We start from the raw sequence: 20786 nt of genomic DNA, 5'->3' as shown, positions 1-20786 counted from the left end.
AATAGCAGGATATTATGCAGAGCAGATTGATCTACCACAAATCACATGACCAGTACTGAATTTCTTCCACCCATGATTGAGGGTGTTAGCGCAAGTAAAGTTTTTTTGCCTAAAACCTCTCCTGCACCAGACAGTGTATATCAATATCTTTGTCAGCAATTTGCGCATATCACGCCTGCTGAATGGCAACAACGTTTTGCCGATGGTTTAATTTATGATGCCGCAGGCAATATTCTAACGGTTGATGCACCTTATAATGAAAATAGTCATGTGTTCTACTACCGCTTTTTAGCCCATGAAATACCTGTTCCTTTTGAACATAAAGTTTTATTTGAAAATGAACATTTACTGGTCATCGACAAACCGCATTTTTTAACCATCAGTCCGACCGGACAATATGTCCAGGAAACGCTTTTAGTTCGCTTAAAAAAACAGACCGGCAATGAATTTCTAACCCCGATTCATCGTCTGGACCGAGAAACTGCCGGTGTAGTTTTATTCTCTAAACAGGTTGCTAGCCGTGCAATCTATCAGGAGATGTTCGCCAAACGTGAGGTGAAAAAAACCTATCATGCCATTGCACCGTTTCATGCCGATTTAACATTTCCCTGCTATACACGTTACCGTATGGAAAAAGGTGAACCCTTCTATACCATGCAAGTGGTTGAAGGCAAAATAAATAGTGAAACAGAGATTGATCTGATCGAACATGATGCAGCATGGGGAAAATATGAGCTGAAACCGACCACCGGCAAGCAGCACCAGCTTCGCGTGCACTTGCACAGCTTGGGTATTGCCATTAAAAACGACCCCTTTTATCCAACAGTACAACATAAAAGGGAAGATGATTTTTCTGCACCGCTGCAACTGTTAGCCAAGCATCTTGCATTTATTGACCCCCTGAGCAGGCAGGACATGGCTTTTTCATCGCATTTCGAATTGACATTGTAATATGCTTGTCATTACAAAATATTTTGGTAAATCGAGTGTATGAATATTGAAATTACATTCAATTTGATTAAAATAAATGCTGAAAAGTTAAGTAATTAGACGTATTTAAAAAATCATGAGAAAAACCGAAGTTTATCAAATACGACTTGATTCCCAAGAAAAAAAGCATGCTTTTGCAGTGTTTAAACAATTGGGTATTACGCCAGCACAAGCTGTCCGACTGTTTTTCAAGCAGGTTGTTTTAACAAAATCCATTCCATTTTCTATTGAAAATCAAAATATTAACCTTGATCAACTGCAAAAAATCCGAAAATTAAAACAACAACAAAACACTTTAAACGCTCCTGCAGAACAAGCTGTTTCTCATGATCAGGACTTTGATCTGGATGATGAACATTTAGACTTATTTGAAGAACTAAATGCGATTTTGGGTGAAAGTGACAAAACTTAACAGTGTCGCATTTACAAACAAAATTTAGAAAAATTCTCATAAAAACTTAGGTATGCTTCATGCAAAGACTATAAAAAAGCATGGAGTATCGCATGATCGTACGACGCGCCTCTTTAGAAGATTTACACCCGCTTTCTGTTCTTTTTGATGAATACCGTCAATTTTATGGTGCTTCTTCTAATCTGGATGTATCTTATCAATTTTTAAAGCAGCGATTTGAAAATCAGGAAAGCGTTATTTTCATTCATGTCAAAGATGATGTTTTTACCGGTTTTATTTTGTTATATCTCGGCTTTTCATCGGTGGCTTGTGCAAATTATTATATTCTGGATGATGTTTACGTCACCCCGACTTTTCGTCGTCAGGGTTCAGCCAAACAGCTCATCGATACTGCAATTTTATTTGCTCGTCATGAAAATGCTCAGCGTATTAGCCTGCAAACTCAAAAAAACAACTATCAATCCCATCAACTTTATCAACAAATGGGCTTTGTTAAGGATGATGAATTTCAAATCTATCATTGTTTCCTGAAATAACCATTAAACCGTCATTCGTGTCTTGGCCAGTTCCACCTGTTCCGGGTTTAGATAGGTCCAATGCCCTTCTTCCAAATCTGTGCATGTCAAGGCGCCGATTTGCTGACGATGCAATCGCTCCACCTTATTGCCTACTGCCGCCAACATTCGCTTCACCTGATGATAAACGCCCTGATGAATCGTGAATTGCAATTCGTTTTCAGCCAGTAGAATGATATCTGTCGCGGCAAAAATACCCGCTTCATTTCGCAATTCCACGCCCTGCTCTAGCTGCTGAATTTGCCCTGCCGTTACAGGATCGGCAGTTTGCATACGGTAAACTTTGGCCACATGTTTTTTCGGGTGGGTTAGAGCTTGCAGAAATTGCCCATCATCGGTAAGCAACAACAGTCCACTGGTGTCCTGATCTAATCGCCCCACACATTGCAAACCGCGATTCATCAAGACATCGTCAAACAAGTCAAATACGCTAAAATGATGGGTGGCCTGATGGGAACACTCATAACCTTGCGGCTTGTTTAGAGCAATATACACCTTTTCCCGATAATCAAAGCTTTCACCATAAACCGTAAAAGTTAAATCCTTTAAATCCAGCTTATGTTTGGGATTGCTGATGACTTCCCCTTGAATGGCAATCGCTCCGTTTTTAATGAGCTGCTGGCAATGTTTACGCGAACCAAAGCCCTGCGATTGCAACATCTTTTCCAACAACATAGACCCAACCTTTTACTCTCACGGAATGCGCATTCTATACTGAAATGACGGCTTTTTTTATTGTTCCCGCTTTTTCAGGCAAATCTTTTATCAAAACCTTATACAATACTCATGATTTATCACTTTCTCCCTTAAAATCATGTCCCATCTCGATTTAAACCTGATTGTTCTACTGGTGTTATTGGCCTGCGGTATTTTTAGCCACAATAGTGCCGTAACGATTGCTGCGGGTGTACTGATCGTTTTTCGCATTACCCCGCTGAGTGAATATTTTCCTTATCTGCAACAACACGGTTTAAATATTGGCATCATTATTTTAACCATTGGGGTACTTACGCCTATTGCCAGTGGCAAAATTCCCGGTGATGCCATTTTAAAATCTTTTTTAAGCTTCAAATCATTGCTTGCCATCGCTGTTGGCGTACTGGTCGCATGGCTGGGTGGACGCGGCGTCAAACTGATGAGCAACCAGCCGGATGTGGTTGCAGGATTGCTGATTGGTACAGTTGCAGGCGTGGCAGTATTGCGCGGCGTTCCCGTCGGTCCTTTAATTGCAGCAGGGATATTGACCCTGTTTATTGGGCATTCTTAAGTTTTTATTTTTAAACCTGATCCCTGTTACTGATCACACTTGATCTTCATGGCTTATGCAGCTTTTCGAAATAGAATTCTGGTTAAAAGCATACCGATGAGTGACAGTGTGGCCATTAAAATTCCCACCCAAAACCATCCACCTGTGGCCATTACAATTGAGGCAATCAAAGGCGGCAACAGGAATTGTGAGGTGGCGGAAAATTGCAACACCAACCCGATTGTGGTGGTAATGGCGATCGGCTTTGCGGAAAAATTTAACACTTGAGAAAATACGACCGCTGCGACCAAACCGCCAAACAATGAAAAGCTCAAAACCAATATAAATTGCAGAATAAAGGGCAAGAATTCGCGTAACAGATAAAAACTCAGCGCACAGACCATTAAGGTGGCAAAACCGGTTTGGACTAAAGTTTGAGGCCGAAAACCACGCTGTAACAGTAGGCCACACCCAAAGGTACCAACAGCATTGGCAATCGCCACGATTGCCGTTAAGACCCCGGCAACTGCTAAAGAAATTTGATATTGCTGATAAATGCTGGGCAAAAAACCGACCAGACTCAACCATTGTCCGGCATATACACCAAAAATAGTCGCCAGAATCCAGGCTGGAGGATGTTTTAAAGTCAGCTTAATTAAATCAAGTATTGCAACCGATTGGGTATGGGTTTGCACGGCGGGAATAACCGTGTAAATCACGCCAGCCAAAGCGAGTGATAATATCCCGAAACCCATCCAGACCCCTTGCCAGCCCATACTATTGATCAGGAATGGCGTACACAGCAAGCCTATTCCCATTCCGCCTCCCATATAGGCACTCCATAGGCCCATCTTGGCTTGCAACTGCTCGACCGGAACCAGTTGGCGGATAAAAGCGGGACCACTCAAGGTAATCAGTAAAAATCCGAAACCTTCAACCACGCGTAGTGCCAGCAATGCAGGGAATTCTTTTACAAAACCACCGCTAAAACTGGCAATTGCGAGTAAACTCAGGCCCAATAGTACACAGCGTTTTAAGCCAATTTTAGCGATATAGCTGCCCAGCAAAAGTGCCATGCACATGCCTGCAACTTGCACCAGGGACAATAAAAAACCGGCTTGCACCAAGCTGATGCCTAACTCGGCTTGCAGAACAGGAACCGCGGGTGGCAACTTGCCTACATGCATGGCAGCGACAAATCCTGCTGCAATAATCCATAAATCTTTGCTGAGCCAACGCACGGCACTCACAACCTTCTCCTTCGGCAATTCCAGCGTTAGACTAGCAAGAATAAAAACGGTTATTTATCGTTGATTTGAATAAGCTAAGAGCTTGCAACAATCAATCTAGCATTGACTCGGATCATGAAAAAATTCCCTATAAAGCTTTGATTCTATATAGGATTCAAGCACGATTTTTTAAGCAGAATAATACGGATTACGCTTTTGCGAAAATTTAGCCAGTTGCTTTAAAAAACCTTCAAAATAGCTTTTTTCTTTTTCTTCAGTTCGATAACCCGCATACAAGGTCCGGCGCAAACCACTCGCAGCAACACAGTCCAAACGGCGCGAAGTCACCCAGCCCTTTTGCTCATATTCATTCACGACCCAGTCTGGAAGTGCCGCTATGCCGCGCCCACTGGCCACCAGTTGAATCAGCATCTGGGTCAGATCCGTGGTCCGGATCTGTTTCGGCTGTATATTGGCAGGAATAAACAGTTTCGCCATGATATCCAGACGGTGCTTATCCACCGGATAAGTAATCAGGGTTTCCTCCGCCAGTTCTTGCACGGTGATGCGTTCTGCACGTACCAGCGGATGGGTATTGGATAAGACCAGTCGGGATTCATATTCAAAAATCGGGAAATATTCAATGCCTTTTAAGGCAATCGGATCTGCCGTAATCAACAGGTCAAATTCGGCATTTTGCAGCAGTTCATGCGGATTGGCTTCAAAACCTGAAGCGAAATCAAGATCTACATCCGGGTATTGCTGACGATATTGGTTCAGCAAGGGCATTAACCAGTCAAAACAGCTATGACATTCAGAGGAGAAAATAATCCTCCCCGTCTGGCCATGTACAATACGGGTAATGTCTGTCTGGGTAATCTGGATTTGTGGCAATACATCATCCGCCAGTTTCAGCAAGCGCTGCCCCACATTGGAAAAAGTGACCGGACGGCTACGGCGATTGACCACCTCCACGCCATACCAGTGATCCAGTTCTTTCAGCTGATGAGAAATGGCTGATGGCGTTAAACACAGGTCATTGGCAGCAGCCACCAGAGAACCATGTTCACGCAATGCCGTTAAAGTTTTTAAGTGACGAATTTCAAGCATGAGTAAGGGTCCAGCAAAACATCGTTTTGCCCTTACGCAAGGCTTTCAGCTATGCTGGAAGTGCGAAGAGGCAATAAAAGCACGGCTTTGCCTGAGCGCAAGACGAGAAGCTATGCTTCGAGTAGCAAGGCTTAGACAAAGCTTTAAATAAATAAGATTAATAATTTGAAATTATTCACACTACTAAAATGAATAATCAAAGCAATAAGTGAATATTATTCAATATATCATTAAATTAATTAGTATGTTTCATGTTTAATTTTATTTGATGAGGTTTTCAACAAAAACAATCTTTCTTTTAAGGAAATTTCTTCATACGCACATGGGCTATTGAAACTTTAAAGACCGCTTAGCATAGATTACAGAGGGATGCCGAAGTGATTGGCATTGAAACTTCTTGTTCTGGTTTAGCGCTATTAAAAAGCATTGCTGCAGAACGTTTATGGGTGAATCCAGTTTGTGACTTGAAAACGCGGGCATGGGATAAAAAACTGCCTTGGCAACTTTGTTGCAATGGCTAAAGAAGGATCGAAAGAATGAGAGGCTGCCTCATCCATTCACATGGCATAGGATTTTCAAAACAGGCAACTTCTTTGAAAGGCTATTTTTAACCTTAAAACATTATGACTTAGCTAAAATTGTAATATTGCCCTGTACTAAAGTCATACAGACTGATGGTCGAACCGGAAACCGTGATTTCATAATAACTTGAGTTGCCATAATGGTAACCTTCGTATTTTTTTATGCCTTTCTTTTTTAAACTGATATATTCGCTATGACCATAGTCATACAGGTTAAATTCCCGGCCGGTATTTCGTCCTTCAAAAACTGCTGAGCGCTGATAATCATAAAGTTTTGCCTCATGTGCATTTACATTACCGCTGATTTGGGGATATGCACTTTCATTATAATCATAAATATTTGATTTATGATTGCCAAACTCCAGCTTGGCCACTACTAGGGCAAGCGCTGCTCTCTGATACTGTTTCATATATTTTCCTTTTCATTTTTTTTATTTTCATTGAATGAAAAAATCATCCTGTTTTTTTCAACGTTAAAACTGACCCAGCTTATGGTTAATCACAACCAACATAACAAATTATTTTTCCGACTCAAAGTGATTATTTTTTACAAGGCTCCCTTGGAGTGAGTTCCATGACCTGCGTGCTCTACATATACGCATTTCAACCTGTCAGGGACGCATCAATCCAGCAATTCCAGCGAAGACATCCGCCATTCTTCAATGCCTAATCATCAACCAGTCCCAATCATCAATTTTAATCTACAACGCAAGCCATGTGTGAAATGTCAACGGACCGTAAATATCAGCTTACTCTGGCAATTTTTTTCCGCAATGTGGGCAATAGGCATATTGCTCGCGTTCTTGCTTTAATGCTTCTTCTCGCTGTTCGCGCAGCAACTGGAAAACAATATCTCGAGTTTGATGCGAAGTGAGCCCCACTTCTTTGCGAATGCTCTCTATTTTCTCCTGATCCCTCAATAAATCAATTTCCGAACTCTGCAATAGCTCTCTAAACCTTAATTCCAGATTCTGCTTACGCTGTTCCAGTTCGTGCGTTAGGCCAGTGGCCAAAATACCTGCCGGCAAAGCAGCCAGCCCGACGCCTAAAATGGTAATAATTGCGCCAAAAAAACGCCCCAATGGGGTAATCGGCGTAACATCCCCATAACCTACAGTGGTCAGGGTCACCACAGCCCACCACATGGAGGCAGGAATGGAGGTAAACACCTCTGGCTGGGCTTTGCTTTCGACCACATAAATACTCGCAGCAGCCATCATGATCATAATGCCTAGAATAAAAATGACTGCCTGGAACGATCCTTTTTCTCGCTCAATCACACGCAATAGAATTTGCAGGGAGACAAAATAACGGGTTAATTTTAACAGTCGTATCAATCGTAAAATTCTCAGGAAACGTAGGTCAATCGGCACCCAGAAATTAATATAAGCTGGCAGAATGGCCAATAAATCGATAATTGCAGCACCACTTTTGACCCAGTTCAGGCGATTTTTCCAGGCACTGTAAAATGGATTTACTTCAGCAACCGACCAAAAACGCAGCAGATATTCAAGCGAAAAAATGAAGATAGAAAAATATTCGAAAAAATCGAAAAATGCTGTATAGGATTGATACAGGTCATTCACCGACTCCAACAACACGGCTGCCGCATTGCCCAGAATCAGTAAAATTAAAAAATAGTTGATCGCCCGACTAAATTTTGTTTCGTAGTCTTCATTATGTAAATTGTTATAAACGAATTTTCTTAGTGTATACCACGTAGTAAATGCCATAGCCGTGCATATCGTGATTGAAAGGACTTTAGTTTAACCGAAGTTTGCGATGATGTAATGAATGATCAATACATCCTGACTGATCATTCATAAGCAGGAGTTTGATGATGCTTTATTCCACAAATAACAGAGCCAAACGCACCTGATCGTACCCCATACGCGGACTGGTCGCTTCCACAATCGGGCGCAGCTTGATTGCACCATCTTCACTAAAGTTTTCAGGACTTTGACGCTTCATTAAACGCTTATAGATTTTCCGTACCTGTTCCACCACCTCATCGCCCGGATGAGCCACGGAAATGTCCAAGCCCTGCTCTTTATGCAATTTCGCCAGATGATTGATAATGGTCGCTGGCGTCAAACCGCGCTCAACGGCAATATCCTGAATTTCATAGCCTTCTTCAAACAGTTCACGGGTTTCATCCAGTGTGGCAGTAGCATAATTGGTTTTGCCGCCACTTTTGGCAATTTTCTTCTCGTTACGCTGAATTTCAGCTTCATTCAAGGTACCGCCACAATGACGGATAAACGCTTTATGCTGCGGTGTTAAATCAATCAGTTCAAAGTGGTTTTCCGCTTCTTCCGACAGTTCCTGAAAACGGCGATCCGCCTTAATAGCCAAACTATCCAGTTCCAAAGCCTGTTCATTCATACCCAGCAATTTTAAACCGCTTAATGCTTTTAAACGCGACAGTGCCACATAGCCCTGACCTTTTTCAAAAGTATGCGCCAGATTAATCTCGGCCGCTTCCAGCGTCATGCCTTGTGATTTATGAATGGTAATGGCCCACGCCAGACGTAATGGAATTTGCTGAAAACTGGCAATGGTTTTACCGGCATCATTATCCACGGACCAGGTTTCAGGCTCCACCAGCAATACCGTACCGTCGGTCAGTTTTACCTTGGGCAAAATGCCATATTCATCATCTTCTTCAAAGCCAATGACCTCTCCCAGACTGCCGTTGATATAGCCCATATCAAAATTGTTTTTGACAAACATGACCTTGGCATTTTTCTTTAAAGTCAGGTTTTCAGGCGCACGTACGGACGATTTCAAGGTTTCAATCAGCTTGTCATTGCCATCACAGATCGCGTCAAACTGCTTGCTTTCGGCATCGATGGCATTCAGATGCTTAAAGTTGATGCTATCCACATCCATATTGTGGGTATATAAGCGGGTGAAGGTTTCTCCCACATCCTGCTGGCGGGTTTGTTCCAAAGCCCGAAGATGCTCAGCGCTTATGCTTTGGCTGCGAATGGCATTTAAAATATCATTTAAATAGTCATTGCCCTGACGGTGCTGCTCGGTCAGATAACAGACCCGAAATTTGGCTTCCACCCATGCATCAGACATAAAGCAGAATTTATCCCGGTTACGTTCATCATTTTTACCCACCGGCGGCAACTGGAAGAAATCACCTGCGACAATGACCTGAATCCCGCCAAAGGCTTCATCACTTTCTTTAAAATATTTTAAAACCTGATTGACCAGATTCAGCTGCTTGGCATGCAGCATGGAAATTTCATCAATAATCAGTACCTGGGCATTTTCCAGATGCTCTTTGAGGTACTTGCGCTCTTTCATGTTTTTCAGGTCAGCATCGCCCAGAAAATCCTTGATGCCGATTCCTGCCCAGGTATGAATGGTCATGCCATTCATATGCGTTGCCGCAATACCGGTGGATGCCGTAATCGCCACAGGCACCTTGCGGGCTTTTAAATAATTGATGTACTGATTGAGTGTATAGGTTTTCCCTGCACCAGCCGAACCTGTTAAAAAGACATTTTCGCCCGCTTTCAAAAGCTTGAGTGCAGTTTCTTGTTTCATAAGACCTATAACCGTAAATTAACGGCTATAGCCTACCGATTTTTTTGCTAAAAGTTAAGCCCGGAAAAAAGTTTAACGACAGCGGCTGTCACTTAAACGGCGCAAACTGGCCATTTAACCAGGAGATAAATTGCAGCGCGATATTGACAAAAAGATATTCGGTTTTTCTATTATGCGGATATTCCAGCTGGTCATAGATCAGCTGACCTTCGCGCAGGTAACAGCCTAAAGTCATATGCAGCTTGCCGGTTTGCGAGACCATATGAAAAGCCACATACTCTCTTTCAATAATCCGCTGTGCATAACTGGCAGCCAGACAATTTTGGCATCTTTGCGACTCTTCAATAATCCGGTCCAGATCTGTCAATTCCTCAAAGCTCCAGCTGGAAAAGTGCATGACTTTTTCTGGCATCAAAGGCTGCCATACTGAAGCTGCATAACTTGACTTTAACTGGCTGATAATTTCCTGCTTCTGGATGTAATTATGCCAATCCGTGGCCTGATGATAAAAGCCGATCCAGCTGGTACTTTTCGCTACAGGTTGATTATCCTTAAAAAACTCAACCAGATAATCCCGCACATAGGCATCGAATACCGACACCCGGATATTTCGACCACGCAGGTAAAAGATCTGCCTAAACTCATCCAGCTGCATTTTATAGCGTTGCAACACGCTATAAAATTCGCGATTCTGATGGGTTTCCGGTCGGATATAAGCCATTAAATCATCGCCGAAAACCCGGGTTATTTTGTGCAGGTACAACATATAAGCCTGCATCACCCGACTTAAACGCAAATAGATTTTCTTCACGGTTTGCTCATTGCCTTGGGTGACATTGCGCATTAACTCCATCCATTCATCCAGATACAAAATGGATGGGCTGATGGCAATACGCTGGTCATCCAAAGCCTGATTCTGCCCTTTAAGCATCACACTATGATTATGTTCATGCTCAAACCAGGCTTCCTGCATGGCAAAATAATGACAGCTATGAATAAACATGCGTGCTGAACAATGCTGAAAGTACTGCAAGGTGGCTAAAATAACTTGAGGATGAACCTGACTGCTATCAATAAAACTGAATGCCGTGACTGCAACCCGTACACTGCTCTGCTGAATATTGCGGCTCAGCCAGTCCGGTACCTCGGCAGACTGTTTAAACAGCCAGTTTACCGCTCGCGGATAATCAAATAAGGGCAATTTTGCGACTTTCTTTTGCCAGACCCCGGTCGAGCTGTGCAGAAAATTGTGTTTGGAAAGTAAATTATCACGCTGCCAGAGTTCACGCCGCATCAAACGAACAAAGCCCAGCAAGGCTGGTTGCTCGCAAGCATGCCGATAGAGCAAATGGATATCATCCTGATGTTCCATTAGCTCATTCAAGTTAAAGCGCTCTTCAAATGAAAGCGCCATAATGCGGTACATCGCTGCAGGCAAACACTGGGCTGCACTAAAACAAAACTCATCCAGCGCTTCCATTAAAGCTTGCAAGGGTAAAAATTCATTTCCGTACACTCGTTGTACTGAACAGATCTCTTGCAGCATCTGGATCAGCGCTTCAGGCAATGCCGTTTTATTCACGACATAATCTGTCAAAATGGCACAAGAATAAATGTTTGCCTTCATCATCAGCTGATCAATGATTTCAGCTTCAAGCAAGGAAAGATTTTGCAAATAAGCCCGCACCCGCTCGGCACCATGCACCCACAGATATACCTGATCGAGTAAGAGCTGACGCAACTGCTGGGCTTTTTGACGCAGATACAGAGAATGCTGCGGCTTTAAGTCATTAGTGAGAAAGTACAGATCATGCAGTATGAATTCTTCCAGTAATTCAGCTTTTTGTCCCAGATAAGTGAAATCAAAATGCAAAATGCTTGTCTGCGCCGACTCAGGGGCATGAAATTGCAGCTGAAACAACCCATTAGCCACGTGTACAATATGCCGCTCCTGATCGATACGAAACATATTTTGTGCATTCAGCTCACCGACAATATTGAGCTGATCTTGAAAAATTTCATTGAGATTTTTAGAAATTCTGAGTAACTGTTTCGCAATCCCTTGATCTTGCAGTACTAAACGATCCTGTTCCATACTCGCCTCAAATTAAATGATCATCCTAAAATGAATTTAATCATTTTAATCATATAGTAATCTAATCCAGATACTGTATGCCGAGTTCATAATTTAATCAAATTTGCTCGATGAATCCTTAAAGCCTAATGACTGGTTCATCCATTTATCATTGTGGAAATAAAATACAAGCCAAGCCTGTTCAAGCTTTTTTGTGATCGCGCTGTCGTTTTAAATATTCTAAACCCGCATAAATTTGTTGCTGAATCTGATCGCGAAAATCTTTTAATTGTTCCGTATTTTCAATCTGCATTAAATTCTGTCGCGGCATAAATTGAAAATAAAAAGGCAGGCGCTTCGGAATGATACTTTTCGGCAAGGATGGAATGACATCGCCATGGCGCAACCATTTATCCAGTTGCGGCAACTTTAACAGTGTTTGAAACCACGCGCTTTCAACAATCCGATTGGCATCGAAGCCCAGCTCAAAGATTTCATCGCCACCTAAGGCAGCAAAAGGCACAATATCATAGTTAAATTCTTGCGCGAGCTTTAGAAAACCGTAACGCTGTTTCCAGATCAGCTGATAGGCCTCACCTTTTCTTTTTAAAACTTCCCGCCCGCCTCCAGGAAAGACCAGAATCGAATAGCCTTGCTGCATCGCTGCACGGATATATGCTTTTTCGCCATCCACTGCACCGAATTTCTTAAACAGGGTACGCCAACCAGGCAAATAAAAATGGCCATGATCAGCAACACTGACCACAGCCACCTGATGATGATTATATAAATAATCAATCAGCACCGGGGAATCAAACACCCCATAAAGGGTATGATTCCCGACATACATTGCAGGTCTGGCAGCATCAATATGTTCAGCTCCCAAAAAGGTTGGGGTGAAGTACAGTTTGGACAACGCACTGAGGCATTTAATCCATCTTGCATCATGCTCGACCTGCAATAGACGATTCCTTATGCAACAACGTGTTTTTGTACCAGAACCGAACCGACCGAATAACCCGCACCAAACGAGCAAAGTACGCCGTACTCGCCATCATTCACTTCATGTGCGGTGCGGTGTAAGGCAATGATCACGCCTGCAGAAGATGTATTGGCAAATTCATCGAGAATAATCGGCACAAGCGAACGGTCAGCATCTTTACCGACCACATATTTCAAGATCAGGTCATTCATGCTGGCATTGGCTTGATGCAACCAGAAACGTTTCACGTTAGTTGGCGCAATTTCGTTTTTCTCAAGCTGCTTGGTAATGATTTTCGCAACCAGAGGACACACCTCTTTAAACACTTTACGACCGTCCTGACGGAACAGCTTGTCATCCACCACCGCATCTTCACTACGGTTCAAGTAACCGAAATTGTTGCGGATGTTGTTGGAAAATTGCGTAAACAAATGCGTATCTAAAATGTCAAAACCGGTTTTAGTGGTCGTATCTTCAATAATTGATGCCGTAGCCACATCACCAAAAATAAAGTGACAGTCGCGTGAACGGAAATCGGTATGGCCAGAGGTAATTTCTACATTGACCAATAACACGCGGCGTGCACCGCTTTTGATTGCATCAGCTGCCTGTTTTAAACCGAAAGTTGCAGCAGAACAGGCAACGTTCATGTCATAGGCATAGCCTTGAATGCCCAAAGCCGTTTGAATTTCAATCGCTACGGCAGGATAGGCACGCTGGATATTTGAGCATGAAAGAATCACGACATCGATATCTTCAGCCGTAACCCCGGCATTTTCCATCGCTTGTTTGGCAGCAGTTACGCCCCATTCCGCTTGAATAGAAAGCTCATCATTGCTGCGTTCACGTAAGCGTGGATATAAACGTTTTGGGTCTAGGATGCCTGATTTTTCAGCAACATAGCGACTTTTAACCCCAGACGCCTTTTCAATGAATTCTGCATTCGAACCGCGAAGCGCTTCAATTTCACCCGCTGCGATTTTATCCGCATTGTCGTGGTTAAACTGTTCCACATAAGCATTTAAACTTTCAACCAATTCATCATTGCTAATCGATTCTTCTGGGTGATAAAGACCAGTACCGGTAATACGAATGCCCATGTAAAACTCCCGTTAATTTTGCGCTATGTTAATTCATGCCTGATTGATTCCATACTTTTTGCAATCGGGTTGGAGAAACCGGCATCTTTGTTTTCATTGGCTGTGAGAACAGGGAAATGCGGAACTCCTCGACCATAAAGTACAAATCTTTCAGGCGAGCGTCATTTTTAAACTTAAACAATTTTTCCATCCATGGGTCAACTTGATCGATGGCAGAATTGTCTCTTTGCAGGTTATTGGGCAAGCGCTCCAAACGCAAGACCAATGCCTTCAAATAGCGTGGAAATTCCTGCCAGATATCCGAAGATTTCACATATACACAGTTGGAAAGATTCATCAAATCAAGCTGATCCTCAATGTCATCGATATTTTTTCCAAAGATAGAATCGTCGAGAACCAATAATTTCCGACGAATATCCTGCCACTGGATATAAATATCGCTGAGTATAGATAATGCCACTTGACCATGAGTTAGGAAAGATTTTTTTACATTTAAAAGCAAATTTTGAAATTCTTCAGCATTGACAGGAAGCTCACTTATGGTCATCTGGAGTGTAGCATAAACTAACATCTGCTCCAGTTGGGCCTTGTCACCCAGCGGTGAATAGGCCAAAGCCAGCGGTTTCGGAATCTGTTTTTTCAGCTGACGAATCAAATCGCCCAGCTGCAAATAGACCAGATGAATCACCCCTTCCCGGTGCTGTTTAATGGCTTCAGCCTGATTATTAAAGGTCTGAATCACCACACCGGACTCATCTTTCGCTTCCAGCTTTGCAAATGTTTTGGTCGGTACCAGTGCCTGATATTGTTTCACAACAACACCGGTCACTTTTTGCGAAGCTTCAAAAGTGAAATTTTCCGGGAAAGTCTTAAATTCGCCCTTTAGCTGCTTGACCGGACTATGCGTTTCAGTACGGCAGCGTGCTTTCAGTTCAGACAGATCCCGGCCTTTTTCAATCACACGGCCCTTTTCATCAATCACTTTAATGAACGGCAGCAAATACTGTTCGACACGCTCAAAAGAAAAGTCTTTTTCGGAAATTTGTTCGCCACGCAGTTGAAAAGCCAGGAAGCTGAAAATATGCTCGCGTAAATTGACCGCATCTATTGCCTTCATCAGTTTACGTGCGGTGTCCGGAATCGGCACCAGATTACGGCGCTTGTCTTTAGGCAAAGATTTTAACAAAGCTTCGATTAAATCCTGACGCCAGCCCGGAATTCCCCATGACCAGATGTTTTCATCCACTTGTGGCAAGGCCTGTACTGGAATTTTAACCGTTGCACCATCTTCATCATGACTCGGATCAAAACGGTAACTGGCCGCCAGACGCAATGTACCATTATGCAAATAATCCGGAAATTGCTGCGTGGTTGGACGGTCGTTCATCCACAATGCATCATCTTCGACAAATAAATAGCGCGGATTTTGCGGCTCGACCGTTGCACGCCAGTCTTCAAAACTACGGCGGCTGGCCACTTCTGCCGGCACTTTAGAGGCATAGAACTGATAGATGGTTTCTTCATCCACCACCAGGTCACGACGACGCAGCTTGTCTTCTACCCGTTCCACTTCTTCCAGCTTCAGCAGGTTGTGTTTCAAGAATGGCGGCGTGATACCCAAATTCCCGGTGGTTAGAGCATCACGCAGGAAAATTTCATGTGCAGCAGCCTGATCGACCTTTTCATAGTTGACCTGACGTTTCGGCTCTACAATCAAACCGAATAATGAAATCTGGTCATAGGCATTGACCACACCGGCCTTTTTCGACCAGTGTGGCTCGAAATAATGATGTTTTAGCAAATCACGCGCAGCCAGCAGAATCCATTCCGGTTCTATTTTTGCAAGTGTGCGCAAGTACACCTGAGATGTTTCCACCATTTCAAAAGCCATGACCCACGGCGTATTGGTCTTATGCAAGGTAGAAGCCGGGAAAATACGGGCTTTTTGCTGACGCACGGCCATAAACACATTGCGCTCATCAGTTTTATTGGCAATAAAAGACAATAAACCGGTCAGCAAGGCACGATGCAGGTTTTCATAGCTGGCTTTCTTTTCATTAAAGGACAGCTTCAAGCCTTTTGCCAAATCCACCAGCTGTTCATGAGTTTTTTTCCATTCCCGCAAACGCAGCCAGCTCAGGAAGTGATTGCGCGCAAAAGTACGACGCTTGTTTTCGCTCATACTTTCGCGATTGGCATGCAACGTTTCCCACAGTTTTAAATAAAACAGGAAATCTGAATCTGCTTCACGGAACAAGGCATGTTTTTGGTCTGCCTGCATCTGTTTATCCGCAGGACGTTCACGTGGATCTTGCACTGCTAGCGCAGCGACGATGACCAAGACTTCATTCAGCACACCAAAATGCGCACCGCCCAAAATCATCCGGGCCAACCGCGGATCAATCGGCATTTTTGCCATCTGCTGACCGATTTTGGTTAATCCACTGCTTTGAAGCCCTCCTTTATCAAAGGATGAGGAGTTTTTCTCCGCAAGAGGAGGATTTGCATTTGGATTTTGACCTTTAGGGGGATTTTTCTCAGAAAGTGCCCCAAGCTCAATCAGCAATTTACGCCCATCATTCACTAAGCGGTGATCTGGCGGCTCAATAAAATCAAATTCTTCCAGTGAACCCAGATTCAGACTTTGCATTTGCAAAATCACCGAAGCCAGGTTGGTTCGTTTAATCTCGGGTTCGGTAAATTCAAGACGGCTCTGGAAATCTTCCTCAGAATACAATCGGATGCAAACACCTGGCGCAATACGGCCACAACGCCCTTTACGCTGATTGGCTGCCGCTTGAGACACTGCTTCGATCGGCAAGCGTTGCACACGGGAACGATAGCTATAACGGGAAATACGCGCAAAACCGCTGTCGATTACATAGCGGATATTGGGTACAGTTAAAGCCGTTTCAGCCACGTTGGTGGCAATAATAATGCGTCGCCCACCACCGCCAGGATTGAAAATCTTTTGCTGCTCTGCAATAGCTAAACGCGCATATAAGGGCAAAATTTCGGTGTGCCGTGGTCCATGCTTTTGCAGGGTTTCCTGCAGTTCACGAATTTCCTGTTCGGTACTGGCAAAGATCAGAATATCGGCATGTTCAGGATGGCCTTTTTGCTGTGCATCGGCAAAACATTCTTCTACCGCTTGTACCACTGCACGCGGCAGGTTTTCTTCAAAGTCATCAAACTCGTCGTCATCACTGCCGCCAATGCTCATTTCTGAAATGGGACGATAACGCACTTCTACCGGATAACTGCGCCCTTCCACTTCAAAAACAGGGGCTCCGTTAAAGTAGTTGCTAAAACGGTTTACATCTAAGGTTGCTGAGGTGATGATAACTTTTAAATCTTTGCGGCGTGGCAGAAGCTGCTTTAAATACCCCATGATGAAGTCGATATTCAATGAACGTTCATGCGCTTCATCAATAATAATGGTGTCGTATTTGGTCAAATAACGGTCATTGGCCAGTTCAGCCAGTAAAATACCATCCGTCATCAAACGAACAATCGAGTCTTGCGACCCCTGTTCGTTAAAGCGGATTTTAAAACCGATGGATTCACCCAGCTTTTCACCGACTTCTTCGGCAATACGCTGCGATACGCTACGCGCAGCCAGTCGACGCGGTTGGGTATGACCAATCATTCCGGTTAAACCGCGACCGGCCAGCATGGCAATTTGTGGTAATTGTGTAGTTTTACCCGAACCGGTTTCCCCAGCCACAATAATCACTTGATGCTGTTGAATCGCTTCAATCAACTTGTCTTTATATTGGGTAACAGGAAGGTCCTGATTCAGCTTGACGCTTGGAATACGGCTCAGGCGTTCGCGAACTTTCAGATTGGATTTCTCGAACAGCTCTTGGTATTGTTTTTCGTTGGCATCTTTACCTTTGCGGAGTCGATTTAAACGATGACAGTCACGAGCCATGACCAATTGATCTACATTTAAATGACTGAACACAGATACCCTATCCCAAAACAAAAAATTGAACTGAGTATTTTACGCTGTAACGCAGCCAAGAGAAAGCCAGCCTGATATTTATTGCTGCTATTTTTAAGCGCGACAAGCGTTAGAATCCTTCAGCTTTGGGCACCATCAGGACAATAAACCGGCACTTTATCACTCGGTTTTCCCTTGGCCAGCAGAATGAGAAACCAATAAAATGCTTTGTTCTAAAAACAAATTAAATTTTTAAAAATTTACCCTTGAATTTTACTTGTGCAACCTTCATGTTCTTAGGCAAGCTGAAAAACTGCATATTTGTCATTTAATAATCATTTTTAAATGATTGAATAGATAAAGAGTCAGATTTGGTGGAATTGTAGACTTTATATTAGTTAATTCGGTTTTTCCGATTTCAATAATGTAAAAATACTGTTTCAGCAATAAGAAAAAATTCGCTATCCTTTTGGAAATCAAATACAAACCTCAATCATGGAGACAATGATGAGCTTAATTAATACTGAAGTTAAACCATTTAAAGCAACTGCATTCCAAAACGGTCAATTTATTGAAGTGACTGAAGCTGATCTTAAAGGTAAATGGTCTGTTGTATTCTTCTACCCAGCTGACTTCACTTTCGTTTGTCCAACTGAACTGGGTGACCTTGCAGACAACTACGCTGAATTCCAAAAATTAGGCGTTGAAATCTATTCAGTTTCTACTGACACTCACTTCACTCACAAAGCTTGGCACGATTCTTCAGAAGAAATCAAAAAAATCCAATACGTAATGGTTGGCGATCCAACTTGGACTCTTGCTAAAAACTTTGAAGTATTAATCGAAGCTGCTGGTCTTGCTGACCGTGGTACTTTCGTAATCGATCCTGAAGGCAAAATCCAGATCGTTGAAATCAACGCTGGTGGTGTAGGCCGTGACGCTCAAGAACTTCTTCGTAAAGTTAAAGCAGCTCAATACGTTCACGCTCACCCAGGTGAAGTTTGCCCAGCTAAATGGAAAGAAGGCGACGCTACTCTAGCTCCTTCAATCGACCTAGTGGGTAAAATCTAATTTAAATTAGATTGAACTGATTTAAAAAACCACGCTCTTTAGCGTGGTTTTTTTTGGTCAATCGTTTGTTGTTATATTTGATTTATGAAAGATATATATTAATAAACATTTACAATTTCATTGTTTTTACTCTGAGACTGTACTGTTTTAAATAGCCATTTTGAGAAAACCAAAGCTCATCCATAAACCCTTGCCATGGCAAAAATACAATAATCCATTGGCTAAATTAATAATGGAAAGGTGTACTTTGACAGTATTAATTTTGATCGGTTTAGCTGGTGCTGTATTTAAAAATAACAACAAATTAAATCTTAATTCCAAGCTACCTTTCAGCAATTATTTCTGTTATACATCAATTATGATCTTATCAGTATGGTCATGCTCAGTAAGACATCAAAACGCTTTGGTTATATATGAGGTGCTTATGGGAACAATGCTTGTCGTAACTTCTTATAAATACAGTACATCATCACGCTATTTAAAAATTTTTTATAATAATGGTTCAGCTGAACTGTACCACCCTGTGCCTGAATTCATTTATAACAACCTGCTTCGCAGCAGTGATAAGGCAGCATTTGTCCATAAATATCTCGAATATGATTTACACTTTACCCGGGTTTCGATTGATTAAAAAAATCAGGGTTTATCCCTGATTTTTAAATACCCTGAATTAATTTTTTATTTATAACAAATCATAAATAAGCCTGCACCAATAGACAGGGTCATACTCATAAAACGTTCATCACTTTTCACCAACGCCATAAATTGTTTAACTTCTGCGGCATGCGAGATCACATTATCGACAAACATGACGCCATTTTCAGGATGCAACATATGCTGCAAATACTGCCAGTAATCTACATAGGCATCCCGTTCGGCATCCAGCAAAATAAAGTCATATTGCTGTTCGGTCTTTTCAAGAAAACTTTGTGCATCCCCTACCCAGAAATCAATCACTTCACTCAATTGTAGCTCTTGGGCATATTGCTGAGCTTGCTGGGTACGTTCCGGATCAATTTCCAAAGTAGTGACATGACCTTGGGAAGTCTGAGCTGCATTGGCCAGCCATAAAGTCGAATAACCTGTTGAAGTACCAATCTCCAAAATGTTTTTAGATTGTTGGATGCGTACCTGCATGGCTAAAAATAATGCAGAATCCGGCTCGATATTTCGATAACGCTGAATACGGTCTTTTTGCAAGGCATCAAACTTGATAAAACTTTGATGCAGCTCCTGCATTCGTTTCTGGAATGTCTCACTCATGCTCATCACAGCTATTCCCATCTTATTATTCTGTTGAGTCTAGCGTTTATCGAGGTCGTTAATCCAGTTCATGCGGTTTCTTGAATTAATTTAAATCGTGGAACCACTGCACCATTCTCGAGTGTGACCGTTTCCTGAAACATTTCCAAGGGACGTACCCACATTGAATAATCGCCATATAAACATTGATAGACCACCAGTTTCTCGGCCGTTTCACTATGGGTAGCCACATGAAAAACTTGATATAACTTGCCTTTATAGTGTTGATAAATCCCGGATTTGAGTTGCATTTTTATGACCTTGTTAAAACATGATGCCATCATAATCAAAATTACCCAGAAGTATGCAGAAATTGATAAAAAATGCTTTAATTTCTAGTTAATACTTGAATATTCACGCTAAACCAGCATTTACTTAAGACAGTATTTTTTGTAAAAAATTTATCAATCTATTAAACCGATTGTTTTTATAAAAATGAAATGTTTTACCTATTTAAATATTTATCCTAGTATAGCTTTATTAAATAAGCATTTACTCCCTTGGAGACGTTAGCCATGTTAGACCAAAATACTTCAGCACAACTTAAAACACTCTTGCAACGTCTGGAAAGCCCGATTGAACTGGTCGCAACTCTAGATGCTTCGGA

At 42.4% G+C, this 20786-nt stretch carries 18 protein-coding genes and 1 pseudogene; 7 read left to right on the top strand and 12 right to left on the bottom strand.

Going from position 1 to position 20786, the window contains the following annotated elements; all coding sequences use genetic code 11:
• Nucleotides 1–45: 45 nt before the first annotated feature.
• The 3 genes from H4I94_RS02710 to H4I94_RS02700 all read left to right on the top strand — a co-directional run bounded on the left by H4I94_RS02710 (nt 46) and on the right by H4I94_RS02700 (nt 1938).
• Nucleotides 46–951 carry a pseudouridine synthase gene (locus tag H4I94_RS02710; RefSeq protein ID WP_261181353.1) on the top strand — a complete coding sequence of 302 codons (906 nt, stop codon included), beginning with the start codon at nt 46–48 and terminating at the stop codon, nt 949–951.
• 115 nt (nt 952–1066) lie between these two features.
• The gene (locus H4I94_RS02705; protein ID WP_131274818.1) at nt 1067–1402 is read left to right on the top strand and encodes a type II toxin-antitoxin system RelB/DinJ family antitoxin; all 336 of its coding nucleotides are present in this window, start codon (nt 1067–1069) and stop codon (nt 1400–1402) included.
• A gap of 92 nt (nt 1403–1494) precedes the next feature.
• Complete coding sequence (locus tag H4I94_RS02700) at nt 1495–1938, top strand: GNAT family N-acetyltransferase (protein WP_092818378.1); 444 nt, start codon at nt 1495–1497, stop codon at nt 1936–1938.
• Nucleotides 1939–1941: 3 nt separating this feature from the next.
• Here the strand turns inward: H4I94_RS02700 and H4I94_RS02695 are convergent, their stop codons facing one another.
• Nucleotides 1942–2652: a pseudouridine synthase gene (locus H4I94_RS02695; RefSeq protein ID WP_261181349.1), complete on the bottom strand. Its 711-nt coding sequence runs from the start codon at nt 2650–2652 to the stop codon at nt 1942–1944.
• Between the two features lie 139 nt (nt 2653–2791).
• Here H4I94_RS02695 and H4I94_RS02690 point away from each other — a divergent pair, with 139 nt between their 5' ends.
• Complete coding sequence (locus H4I94_RS02690) at nt 2792–3244, top strand: DUF441 domain-containing protein (RefSeq protein WP_092818380.1); 453 nt, start codon at nt 2792–2794, stop codon at nt 3242–3244.
• Between the two features lie 53 nt (nt 3245–3297).
• On the opposite strand, the gene H4I94_RS02685 is transcribed toward H4I94_RS02690, so the two are convergent.
• The 9 genes from H4I94_RS02685 to hrpA form a co-directional block, all read right to left on the bottom strand.
• Nucleotides 3298–4473 carry a CynX/NimT family MFS transporter gene (locus H4I94_RS02685; protein WP_261181348.1) on the bottom strand — a complete coding sequence of 392 codons (1176 nt, stop codon included), beginning with the start codon at nt 4471–4473 and terminating at the stop codon, nt 3298–3300.
• Between the two features lie 168 nt (nt 4474–4641).
• Nucleotides 4642–5562 (bottom strand): LysR family transcriptional regulator, encoded by a 921-nt coding sequence (locus H4I94_RS02680; RefSeq protein WP_261181346.1) that lies wholly within the window; start codon nt 5560–5562, stop codon nt 4642–4644.
• Nucleotides 5563–6190: 628 nt separating this feature from the next.
• Nucleotides 6191–6553, bottom strand: coding sequence for a hypothetical protein (locus tag H4I94_RS02675; RefSeq protein WP_131274809.1), 363 nt, complete (start codon nt 6551–6553; stop codon nt 6191–6193).
• Nucleotides 6554–6892: 339 nt separating this feature from the next.
• Nucleotides 6893–7876: an ion transporter gene (locus tag H4I94_RS02670; RefSeq protein ID WP_261181344.1), complete on the bottom strand. Its 984-nt coding sequence runs from the start codon at nt 7874–7876 to the stop codon at nt 6893–6895.
• A 112-nt stretch (nt 7877–7988) separates the two neighbouring features.
• Nucleotides 7989–9704: an AAA family ATPase gene (locus tag H4I94_RS02665; protein WP_261181343.1), complete on the bottom strand. Its 1716-nt coding sequence runs from the start codon at nt 9702–9704 to the stop codon at nt 7989–7991.
• 88 nt (nt 9705–9792) lie between these two features.
• Nucleotides 9793–11799: a hypothetical protein gene (locus H4I94_RS02660; protein WP_261181342.1), complete on the bottom strand. Its 2007-nt coding sequence runs from the start codon at nt 11797–11799 to the stop codon at nt 9793–9795.
• Between the two features lie 181 nt (nt 11800–11980).
• Nucleotides 11981–12739 (bottom strand): lysophospholipid acyltransferase family protein, encoded by a 759-nt coding sequence (locus H4I94_RS02655; protein WP_261181341.1) that lies wholly within the window; start codon nt 12737–12739, stop codon nt 11981–11983.
• Nucleotides 12740–12750: 11 nt separating this feature from the next.
• On the bottom strand, nt 12751–13860 hold the full coding sequence (locus H4I94_RS02650) for a beta-ketoacyl-ACP synthase III (RefSeq protein WP_131274797.1): 1110 nt from the start codon (nt 13858–13860) through the stop codon (nt 12751–12753).
• Nucleotides 13861–13888: 28 nt separating this feature from the next.
• Nucleotides 13889–17794, bottom strand: a complete 3906-nt coding sequence (hrpA, locus tag H4I94_RS02645; RefSeq protein WP_409976747.1) for an ATP-dependent RNA helicase HrpA — start codon at nt 17792–17794, stop codon at nt 13889–13891.
• 519 nt (nt 17795–18313) lie between these two features.
• On the opposite strand from hrpA, the gene ahpC reads away from it, so the two are divergent.
• On the top strand, nt 18314–18877 hold the full coding sequence (ahpC, locus tag H4I94_RS02640; RefSeq protein ID WP_092818388.1) for an alkyl hydroperoxide reductase subunit C: 564 nt from the start codon (nt 18314–18316) through the stop codon (nt 18875–18877).
• A gap of 424 nt (nt 18878–19301) precedes the next feature.
• Nucleotides 19302–19508, top strand: coding sequence for a KTSC domain-containing protein (locus tag H4I94_RS02635; protein WP_092818389.1), 207 nt, complete (start codon nt 19302–19304; stop codon nt 19506–19508).
• Between the two features lie 47 nt (nt 19509–19555).
• On the opposite strand, the gene H4I94_RS02630 is transcribed toward H4I94_RS02635, so the two are convergent.
• Nucleotides 19556–20146: an O-methyltransferase gene (locus tag H4I94_RS02630; protein WP_261181337.1), complete on the bottom strand. Its 591-nt coding sequence runs from the start codon at nt 20144–20146 to the stop codon at nt 19556–19558.
• Nucleotides 20147–20208: 62 nt separating this feature from the next.
• Nucleotides 20209–20430, bottom strand: coding sequence for a DUF1653 domain-containing protein (locus tag H4I94_RS02625; RefSeq protein ID WP_092818947.1), 222 nt, complete (start codon nt 20428–20430; stop codon nt 20209–20211).
• A 264-nt stretch (nt 20431–20694) separates the two neighbouring features.
• On the opposite strand from H4I94_RS02625, the pseudogene H4I94_RS02620 reads away from it, so the two are divergent.
• A pseudogene (locus H4I94_RS02620) lies at nt 20695–20786 on the top strand (alkyl hydroperoxide reductase); the annotation flags it as partial.

Origin of the sequence: Acinetobacter sp. T_3_1, from assembly GCF_025377055.1 — a bacterium.
Taxonomy (GTDB): Bacteria; Pseudomonadota; Gammaproteobacteria; order Pseudomonadales; family Moraxellaceae; genus Acinetobacter; species Acinetobacter kookii.
This window is presented reverse-complemented; position numbering and strand designations above follow the sequence as displayed.